Origin of the sequence: Aquabacterium sp., from assembly GCF_048860245.1 — a bacterium.
In the GTDB taxonomy this organism is placed as follows: domain Bacteria; phylum Pseudomonadota; class Gammaproteobacteria; order Burkholderiales; family Burkholderiaceae_C; genus Aquabacterium.
Genome location: NZ_JBLIZW010000013.1, coordinates 1 through 8,935 on the forward strand (window position 1 = coordinate 1; position 8,935 = coordinate 8,935).

At 57.5% G+C, this 8,935-nt stretch carries 10 protein-coding genes; 1 reads left to right on the plus strand and 9 read right to left on the minus strand.

The features are described from left to right. Positions 1 to 48 precede the first annotated feature (48 nt). The 8 genes from ACMV18_RS01550 to ACMV18_RS01585 form a co-directional block, all read right to left on the minus strand. Positions 49 to 303, minus strand: a complete 255-nt coding sequence (locus ACMV18_RS01550) for a nitrogen fixation protein FixH (RefSeq protein ID WP_374258564.1) — start codon at positions 301 to 303, stop codon at positions 49 to 51. A 24-nt stretch (positions 304 to 327) separates the two neighbouring features. Next, positions 328 to 1,815: a cytochrome c oxidase accessory protein CcoG gene (gene ccoG / locus ACMV18_RS01555; RefSeq protein ID WP_420816426.1), complete on the minus strand. Its 1,488-nt coding sequence runs from the start codon at positions 1,813 to 1,815 to the stop codon at positions 328 to 330. A gap of 134 nt (positions 1,816 to 1,949) precedes the next feature. Further along, positions 1,950 to 2,885, minus strand: coding sequence for a cytochrome-c oxidase, cbb3-type subunit III (gene ccoP, locus ACMV18_RS01560; RefSeq protein WP_420816427.1), 936 nt, complete (start codon positions 2,883 to 2,885; stop codon positions 1,950 to 1,952). Positions 2,886 to 2,899: 14 nt separating this feature from the next. After that, positions 2,900 to 3,037, minus strand: coding sequence for a cbb3-type cytochrome oxidase subunit 3 (locus tag ACMV18_RS01565; RefSeq protein ID WP_374258569.1), 138 nt, complete (start codon positions 3,035 to 3,037; stop codon positions 2,900 to 2,902). A gap of 12 nt (positions 3,038 to 3,049) precedes the next feature. Beyond that, positions 3,050 to 3,679 carry a cytochrome-c oxidase, cbb3-type subunit II gene (ccoO, locus tag ACMV18_RS01570; protein WP_420816428.1) on the minus strand — a complete coding sequence of 210 codons (630 nt, stop codon included), beginning with the start codon at positions 3,677 to 3,679 and terminating at the stop codon, positions 3,050 to 3,052. 13 nt (positions 3,680 to 3,692) lie between these two features. Further along, positions 3,693 to 5,120, minus strand: a complete 1,428-nt coding sequence (ccoN, locus tag ACMV18_RS01575; RefSeq protein WP_420816429.1) for a cytochrome-c oxidase, cbb3-type subunit I — start codon at positions 5,118 to 5,120, stop codon at positions 3,693 to 3,695. A gap of 65 nt (positions 5,121 to 5,185) precedes the next feature. Continuing rightward, a complete protein-coding gene (gene ccoS, locus ACMV18_RS01580; protein WP_420816430.1) occupies positions 5,186 to 5,347 on the minus strand; it encodes a cbb3-type cytochrome oxidase assembly protein CcoS in 162 nt (53 codons plus the stop codon). Positions 5,348 to 5,359: 12 nt separating this feature from the next. After that, positions 5,360 to 7,738: a heavy metal translocating P-type ATPase gene (locus tag ACMV18_RS01585; RefSeq protein ID WP_420816431.1), complete on the minus strand. Its 2,379-nt coding sequence runs from the start codon at positions 7,736 to 7,738 to the stop codon at positions 5,360 to 5,362. A gap of 88 nt (positions 7,739 to 7,826) precedes the next feature. On the opposite strand from ACMV18_RS01585, the gene ACMV18_RS01590 reads away from it, so the two are divergent. Then, entirely contained in the window at positions 7,827 to 8,327 is a 501-nt protein-coding gene (locus tag ACMV18_RS01590) for a DUF192 domain-containing protein (protein WP_374257599.1), read from the plus strand. A gap of 29 nt (positions 8,328 to 8,356) precedes the next feature. On the opposite strand, the gene ACMV18_RS01595 is transcribed toward ACMV18_RS01590, so the two are convergent. After that, a partial coding sequence (locus ACMV18_RS01595) for a patatin-like phospholipase family protein (RefSeq protein ID WP_420816432.1) occupies positions 8,357 to 8,935 on the minus strand: 579 nt, incomplete at its 5' end.

The following is an 8,935-nucleotide window of genomic DNA, read 5'->3' on the forward strand; positions in this document are numbered from 1 at the left end:
CTTTTTTGTTGCCGACCTGACGGGGCACGCCAGGTCAAAACACGTTCATTACTGGTCAGCAGCTTCACGCGACCCTTCAGCCGCCTTGTTGCGCCCCTGCATGGCCGGCATATCCTTGATGGCGCCAGCCTTCGTTGCCGACGTATCCAGAACAGGATCCACGTGGCGCACAGCGATACCCACCGTGAACAACGAGGCGACGACGACCAGCGCAGGACCAGCAATCACCATCCACACGATGGGCAACTTCCACCAAGGAGGGTTGTCCAGCGGCTTGGAATCTTGATTGTTAACTTCAGACATATCTACTCCTGATTGGGCCGAATCTTAACGCGGCACCATGAACGTGGTCTTCTCACGAACATCCAACTGAGCCTGATCACCCTGACGCAATTGCTCGACCACCAGCGTCATCGCAAAAGCACCCGAGCCCATACGGCTACTGACGTCAGGCGGAATGCGAACCGCGATCGGCACCCAACGCGCTTCCGCTGGACCAAGAACAATTTCTTCGCCACCGGAGACCTGAGCCTGCATCAATTGTTCTACACCGATGCGGTACTTCTGCTTACTCTCGCTCGCATTCATGACCTGAACTCGGTAGACGTTTTCAACGAATCCTTCGTCCACCACGCGGGCCAAGGCCCCACGATCGCGAACAATGTCGACCCGGAAGGGGACGCGGCTATACAAGCTGTACAAGAAGACCGCGACAACTGCGAACAAGATGGCCGTGTAAATCATGACGCGGGGACGTGCCACACGCGCCCACATCTCTTTGCGACCCCAGCCGTTGTCCATGGAATTCAACGTTGCATAGCGGATCAGTCCGCGTGGCTTGCCGATCTTATCCATCACGCCATCGCACACATCGATGCAGGCTGCGCAACCGATGCACTCGTATTGCAAACCCTTGCGGATGTCGATACCGGTTGGACACACCTGCACGCACAACGAACAGTCGACGCAATCACCTTGTGGTGCGCCGTCAGCCGACTTTTTACCCTTGCCGCGTGGCTCACCACGCTTGACGTCATAACTGATGATGAGCGTATCGCGGTCGAACATCGCACTTTGGAAACGTGCGTAGGGGCACATGTACTTGCAGACCTGCTCGCGCATGTAGCCGGCATTGCCGTAAGTGGCAAAGCCATAAAACAGCACCCAGAAAATCTCCCATGGACCCATGCCCAGGGTGACCACTTCTTGGGCCAACACACGAATCGGCGTGAAGTAGCCCACGAAGGTGAAACCCGTCCACAAAGCAAACGCGATCCACGCAGCCTGCTTCGCCGACTTACGGGCCAGTTTTTCCGCATTCCATGGACCCTTGTCCATCTTCATGCGCTTGACACGACTGCCTTCGATCTTGTTCTCGATCCACATGAAGATTTCTGTGTAGACCGATTGCGGGCATGCGTATCCGCACCACAGACGCCCTGCCACTGCCGTGAACAGGAACAGACCATACGCAGAAATCACGAGCAGTGCTGTCAGGAAGATGAAATCCTGTGGGTAAAGCACCAAGCCGCCCATGTAAAAGCGTCGTGCGGTCAAGTCATACAGCACGGCCTGGCGACCATTCCAGGTCAACCATGGCGTGACATAGAACACCAATTGCGTGACCCACACCATGACCCAGCGCCATCGCGTGAACCACCCCTCTACCTCACGGGCATAAATTTTCTCGGTCTTTTTGTAGAGCGAAACAACTTGCTCATGAACGTGAGCAGTTTGCTGGCCGGGGGACTGTGGGGCGGCTTGATTGGCCGTCTCTGCAGTCTTGCTTTCTGGTGTATTGGTCGAATCAGTCATGACACAAATGAAAAAAGCGGTGCAGGTGACGATACCCAGTAGGGTATCACGCTCACACTGCTACCGCTTGAAATAAGTCACCCCTTTGATTGACATCAAGCGAACCCGCTCGATGCAATCAGGGGCAACCCTTATCACTTAGCTTCCGCTGCCTGGGTGACGTTGGAGAGACCCCAGATGTAGGAAGCAACAACCTTGATCTGATCAGCCGACAGACGGGCTTCTTGAGCTGGCATCACGTTGGTCTTGCCGTTGTTGACCATGTCCATGATGGCTTGCTCGCCGAAACCGTGCAGCCAGATCTTGTCTGTCAGGTTGGGGGCGCCAATGGCTTGATTACCCTTACCGTCAGCACCGTGGCAGGCTGCGCAAACAGCCTTGAACTTCTCCTTACCGAGCTCAGCCAGGATGGAGTTGTGACCGCTACCGGACAAGCTCAGAACATAGTTGGCAACCTGGCGAACCTCTTCAGGGCCACCGACTGCAGCAGCCATGACGGGCATCTGACCGCGGCGACCATGCGTGATGGTTTCCAGGATCTTGTCAGGAGAACCGCCGTGCAGCCAGTCGGTGTCGGTCAGGTTCGGGAAGCTCTTTGCCCCCTTGGCATCAGACCCGTGGCAAGCCGCGCAGTTGTTCAGGAACAGTCGCTGACCAATGGCGTGAGCCTGAGGATCGCGAGCCATGTCTTCAACAGACATCGTCTTGAACTTGGCATACACCTTGGCTTCTTCTGCTTGAGCTTTGGCAATTTCGGCATCCAACTGGCCCTTGGACGACCAGTTCAGCTTGCCAGCGGCGTCACCCAGACCGGGGTACAGCGCCAGGTAAGCCACAGCAAACACCAAGGTGATGATGAACAGCATCAACCACCAGCGAGGCAGCGGATTGTTCAACTCACGCAAGTCGCCATCCCACACGTGACCGGTGGTCTTGTCGACGTTGCCGTCCGCGTCATAAATGACCTTGTGCTTTGCTGCGCCGATCAGCACGAACGCACAGTACACCAGGCCGAACACGACGATCGCGATGACGTACCACGACCATCCACTGGAAATGAAGTCGCTCATTTATGAGCCTCCAATCAATCTTCAGAAAGAGGCAGGCGAGCCGCCTCTTCGAACTGGGCCTTGTTGCTGCGGGAGAAAGCCCACACACCAATGCCCACGAAAACGCACAGACACACCACGGTGAAAATGCTTCGTACGAGGTTGATGTCCATGTGCGTCACTCCTTACTTGACGGCTGTACCCAGCACCTGCAGGTAAGCGATCACTGCGTCGAGTTCAGTCTTGCCCTTGACGTCAGCGTCAGCGGCCTTGATCTCGTCATCGGTGTACGGCACACCAACCATACGCAGCGCCTTCATGCGAGGAGCAATCGGGGCAGCCTCTTCCAGCTTGGCCTTGGCCAACCATGGATATGCAGGCATGTTCGACTCAGGCACCACATCACGGGGATTGTTCAGGTGAGCGGCATGCCACTCGTCCGAATACTTGCCACCGACACGGTGCAGGTCAGGACCGGTACGCTTGGAACCCCATTGGAAGGGGTGGTCGTACACGAACTCGCCAGCCATGGAGTAGTGACCATAGCGCAGAGTCTCAGCGCGGAAGGGACGAATCATCTGCGAGTGGCAGTTGTAGCAGCCTTCACGGATGTAAACGTCACGACCAGCCAACTGCAGTGCGGTGTAAGGCTTGAGCCCTTCCACAGGCTGAGTGGTGCTGCGTTGGAAGAACAGCGGCACGATTTCAACCAGAGCACCGAACACCACTGCCAACAGGATCAGAACGATCATGAGGAAGTTGCTGGTCTCAATCTTTTCGTGCGAGAAAAGGGAGGGATTGTGATTGTTAGCCATGTTGTTCTCCTCCTCAAGCGTGAGCTGGTGCAGGCACGGGCGTTTGAACGGCACGGCCAGCCAGCACAGTCATCACAACGTTCCACAGCATCAGGATCATGCCGCCCAGGTAGAGCAAGCCACCTGCGACACGGATCACGTAGAACGGATAGGTTGCCTTCACGCTTTCGACGAAGGTGTAAACCAGCGTACCGTCAGGGTTCACAGCACGCCACATCAGGCCCTGCATCACACCGGCAATCCACATTGCAGCGATGTACAGCACGATACCGATGGTGGCAGCCCAGAAGTGCAGCGCGATGGCCGACTGAGCGTACATCTGGGTACGACCGAACAGACGAGGAATCAGGTAGTACAGCGAACCGATCGAGATCATGCCCACCCAGCCCAGAGCACCAGAGTGCACGTGACCAACCGTCCAGTCGGTGTAGTGAGACAGGGAGTTCACGGTCTTGATGGACATCATCGGACCTTCGAAGGTGGACATGCCGTAGAACGACAGCGCCACGATCAGGAACTTCAGGATGGCGTCATCACGCAGCTTGTACCAAGCACCCGACAAGGTCATGATGCCGTTGATCATGCCACCCCAAGAAGGCGCCAGCAGGATCAGCGAGAACACCATGCCGATGGACTGAGTCCAGTCAGGCAGAGCGGTGTAGTGCAAGTGGTGAGGACCCGCCCACATGTAGGTGAAGATCAGCGCCCAGAAGTGCACGATCGACAGGCGATACGAGTACACGGGCATGCCAGCTTGCTTGGGGATGTAGTAGTACATCATGCCCAGGAAGGCGGCGGTCAGGAAGAAGCCCACGGCATTGTGACCGTACCACCACTGAACCATCGCGTCTTGCACACCAGCGTAAGCCGAGTAGCTCTTGAACAGAGACACAGGGACTTCAGCGCTGTTGACGATGTGCAGCAGAGCCACGGCAATGATGAAGGAGCCGTAGAACCAGTTCGCCACATAGATGTGGCGAACCTTACGGGTACCGACCGTACCGAAGAACACGATAGCGTAAGCCACCCAGACCAAGGTGATCAGGATGTCAATTGGCCATTCCAACTCAGCGTATTCTTTCCCGGTCGTCATGCCCAGCGGCAGTGTGATGACGGCCAGCAGAATCACGAGGTTCCAGCCGATGAAGGTGAATGTGGCAAGCGGGCCTGCGAACAGACGAGTTTGACACGTGCGTTGCACGACGTGGTAAGACGTCGCGAAGAGGGCGCAGCCCCCAAACGCAAAAATCACCGCATTGGTATGCAGTGGACGCAGCCGACCGTAGGTCAGCCATGGAATGCCGAAGTTGAGTTCCGGCCATGCCAGCTGGGACGCGATGAGGACGCCGACAGCCATGCCAACGACGCCGTAGACCACGGCGGCAATGGCGAAGGCCCGGACAACCCCATCGTTGTACGTGGCAGAGTGGGTGGTTGCCATCTCTTGTTCTCCTATTGTTACAGGGTGGATTGTGCGTGCAAATCCATATCTAATTTTGATGAGGCTCAACGTTCGTCGGGGTCTTTCACATCGTCCGACTGGAGGATTCGCAAACCCTCTTGTTCGATATCCTCAAATTGCCCGCGATGAACGGCCCATCCCAAGACTGCCAGGATGAGAAGTACCAGCAGGACAGAGACTGGAATAAGGACGTAGAGTATTTCCATGAGTAGCCGTTCTTAATGACGATTGGCGCTGAGTCTCAGTGCATTTAATACAACACCCAGGGAGCTGAACGCCATCCCCAAGCCTGCCAACCAAGGCGGCAACAAGCCCGCCAGCGCAAGGGGAATGCAAGCCATGTTGTAGAAAATTGACCACACCAAGTTTTGACGGACGATGCGCATGGCTCGCCGACTGATTTGAACCGCATCCGGCAAGCCCAACAGTCGCCCGCCAAGGATGATCAAATCAGCCTGGGACTGTGCCAGCGCTGCACCTTGATCCAAGGCAATCGACACACTGGCTTTCGCCAAGACCGGCGCGTCATTGATGCCATCTCCGACAACGGCAACGTGGCGGCCGGCCGACTGAGCGTCTGCAATGACCTGAAGCTTTTGCTCAGGCGTCACCTGAGCACCCGCGACGTGCATATTTTCACCCTGCCCCAGATGCTCTGCGGCAGCAACCACACGCGCTTCATGGTCCCCAGACAGCAGAGATGTCTGGCACCCCAACTCCCGAAGGCGTCGCACGGTCGGCATGGCCTCCTCACGGAACACCTCGTCGTAAACGAAGCCACAGGCCGTTGACACATCGACTGAGCCATCATCGCCTTGCACAGCCAGCCAGACACGCGCGTCTTGATAATCTGCGCCAGTCAGCAACAATACGCTCTGTGCATCACCGAGCACCCAAGCTGCGGAACCCAGACGCCAGACCGTGCCGTGGGCATCCGTCGCCTGCACACCTTTGCCAGCGAGTTCACGCACATCCAGCCACGATTGAGCAGGCCATCCACCCACGGACTGCGCGGCCTGCACCAGTGAACGAGACAAGGGATGTTGAGAGTAGGAGGCCAATGAGGCCGCGAGCCCCCACTTTGACGAAAGTGCCTCCGGCAATCCGTTGCGGACGTCAACCAGACCTTCGGAATGAACGAGTGAGACCAGCTTGAGCTCGCCCTCGGTCAAGGTGCCGGTTTTGTCAAAGTAAACCTGGTCAACCACGGCCAAGGCCTCCAACGCATCCAAACGCCGGACCAACAACCCTTGTTTGGCCATGGCACCAGCGGCTGCAAGCAGGGCTGCTGGAGCGGACAACGACAGCGCACAAGGGCACGTCACAACCAAAACAGAAACGGCGACCCATACGGCACGGGATGGATCAATCCAGTGCCACCCCAACCATCCCAAAAATGCCAGGACCACAACCCCCCACAAAAATGGGCCAGCAATGCGGTCTGCCGCACGCATCCAACCAGGCTTTTCCGTCAAGGCCTGATGCACCAAGGACACAATTTGCTGATAGCGGGTATCTGGTCCAAGGCGCTCAATACACATCCAAACAGGCGCGGTCAGGTTGAGACTCCCTGCCACCACCACCTGGCCGGCCGCCTTGGGCACCGCCCTGGACTCTCCCGTCAGGAGCGCCTCGTCGACCTCTGTCACACCCTCCAGCAGCAAACCATCCGCCGGAAAGGCCTGACCGACCAAAACACGCACACGATCACCGTGCCGCAACGAGGACAACGGAGCCGACTCCACACGAACCTGGGAGAGGTCGGCGTCAGCGTCAATGGCGCGCTCCACCGCCTCAGGCAATCGAACGCACAGTGACTCCAGGGACTGAGTCACTTTTTCGCGCGCCCTGCTCTCCAACCATCGACCACCCAGCAAAAAGGTCACGAACATCGTGAGCGAATCAAAGTACGCCTCCGTGCCGAAGACATCCTGAGCGCCCAGCGTCACGCCCGAACTCACAATGAACGTAGCGGCAATACCGAGCGCCACAGGGGTGTCCATCGAGATACGCCCTTGCCTTGCCGCACGCCAGGCGCCTGTGAAGAAGGGCCCGCAAGAAAACAGCATGACGGGCAAACTCAGCACCCAGCAAGCCCAATTCATCAGGTTCCAAAGATCCATTGGGATCTCATGAGGACCCGCCACATATTGCGGCGTGGTGATCATCATGACCTGCATCATGCAAAACGCTGCGACCGACAAACGCCACAAGAGCTTCCGGCGCTCCTTCAGGCGCTCGTGCCCCGCACGAGCCGAAGCATCGGGCCATGCCTTGTAGCCCACGCGCTGAATGGCATCCACCAGATCAGACATTTTGGTCTTGCCCGGATCGAGCAGGATGCGTGCACGCTGGCTGGCTGCTTGAACCTGCACCTCCGTCACCCCAGGCACTTTGAGCAGAGCGTCTTCAATCGTGATCGAGCATGCCGCGCAATACATACCCGACAGCCCCAGGCCCACACGGCGCAAGCTGCTACCAAGTGGTGCCTCGACCACACACTGCATCAGCAAGTCCGGATCATTCAAGCCATCGGCCTGCGCCTGTGTCAGCGGCGGCAAAGGCGCATTTTGGGAAGGCGAGACTGGATTACTCATGGATCGCGCTGATACAGTGCTGCAGGGCCGCGGCAAGGCAAACCGTCTTGCTAACAGTCGAAGATGCCCCGCACAAGGAATTAGATCAATGACCCGAATTGTGTTTCAAGAACAGTGCGCTCCATCGCTGAAACTGGCTTTTGTCGCAGCTTGTCTGTCTACTTTGGGCTTGTTTGCGCCAACGCAGGCTTTGGCGCAAAGCCGTGCGCAACACCTTGAGACCGTCGTTCAACTGGGTGCAGGCATGCACAACATCACGGCGGAGGTGGCCGTGACACCCCAAGAGCATCAAATCGGATTGATGCACCGCACGTCGATGGGGAGCAACGAAGGCATGCTGTTTGTGTTCGAGCAGCCCGCGCAGCAGTGCTTCTGGATGAAAAACACGCTGATTCCATTGGCCGTCGCGTTTGTGGCCGACGACGGCACCGTGGTCAACGTTGATGAGATGCTGCCGCAAACCCTGGACAACCATTGCTCGACCAAACCGGTTCGCTTTGTCCTGGAAATGAACAAAGGCTGGTTTAGCAAGCGCGGCATCAAATCGGGGTTCAAGCTGACGGGTATCCCGTTTGGCACCCCGCGCTAACTTCGCTGGATGCGCGTATTGATGCCCTGTTAGCGCGTCTTTTGCGCGATGCGCTCCTTGAGTTGGGGCAACACCATCAACGCTGCCTCGCGCCCGGCAAGGATTGACAAACGCCGGGCGCTGAACTCGGCGCTGCCAACCCCCTCCAACTTGGGTCGCATCACCACGTCAGCATCCGCCAACTCGAACTGGCTGATCGAGTGCCCCATGATGTTGAACGTCTGCATCAAGATGTCGAGCGCCCCCTTGGTCGGCTGGCCTTCCGGGATCGCGGAGATATCCACAGCGATGATGACGTCGGCCCCCATTTGTTTGGCAAACCGGACCGGCACAGGCGACACCACACCGCCATCGATGTATTCCCTGCCAGCAATTTTCACGGGCTCGAAGACCCCCGGGACCGCGCTGGACGCACGCACCGCGACACCAGGATCGCCTCGTCGGAACAAAATGGGCTGCCCGTTTTGAAGGTCGGCTGAAACGATGCCCAACGGCAATTTCATGTTTTCGATTTGGCGTCCGTTTGTCGCAGTGCGAACAAACTTGGCCAAGGCCTCTCCCTTCAGGATCGACCTGCCGGGAAACACCCAATCGGTGATGCTGGACTC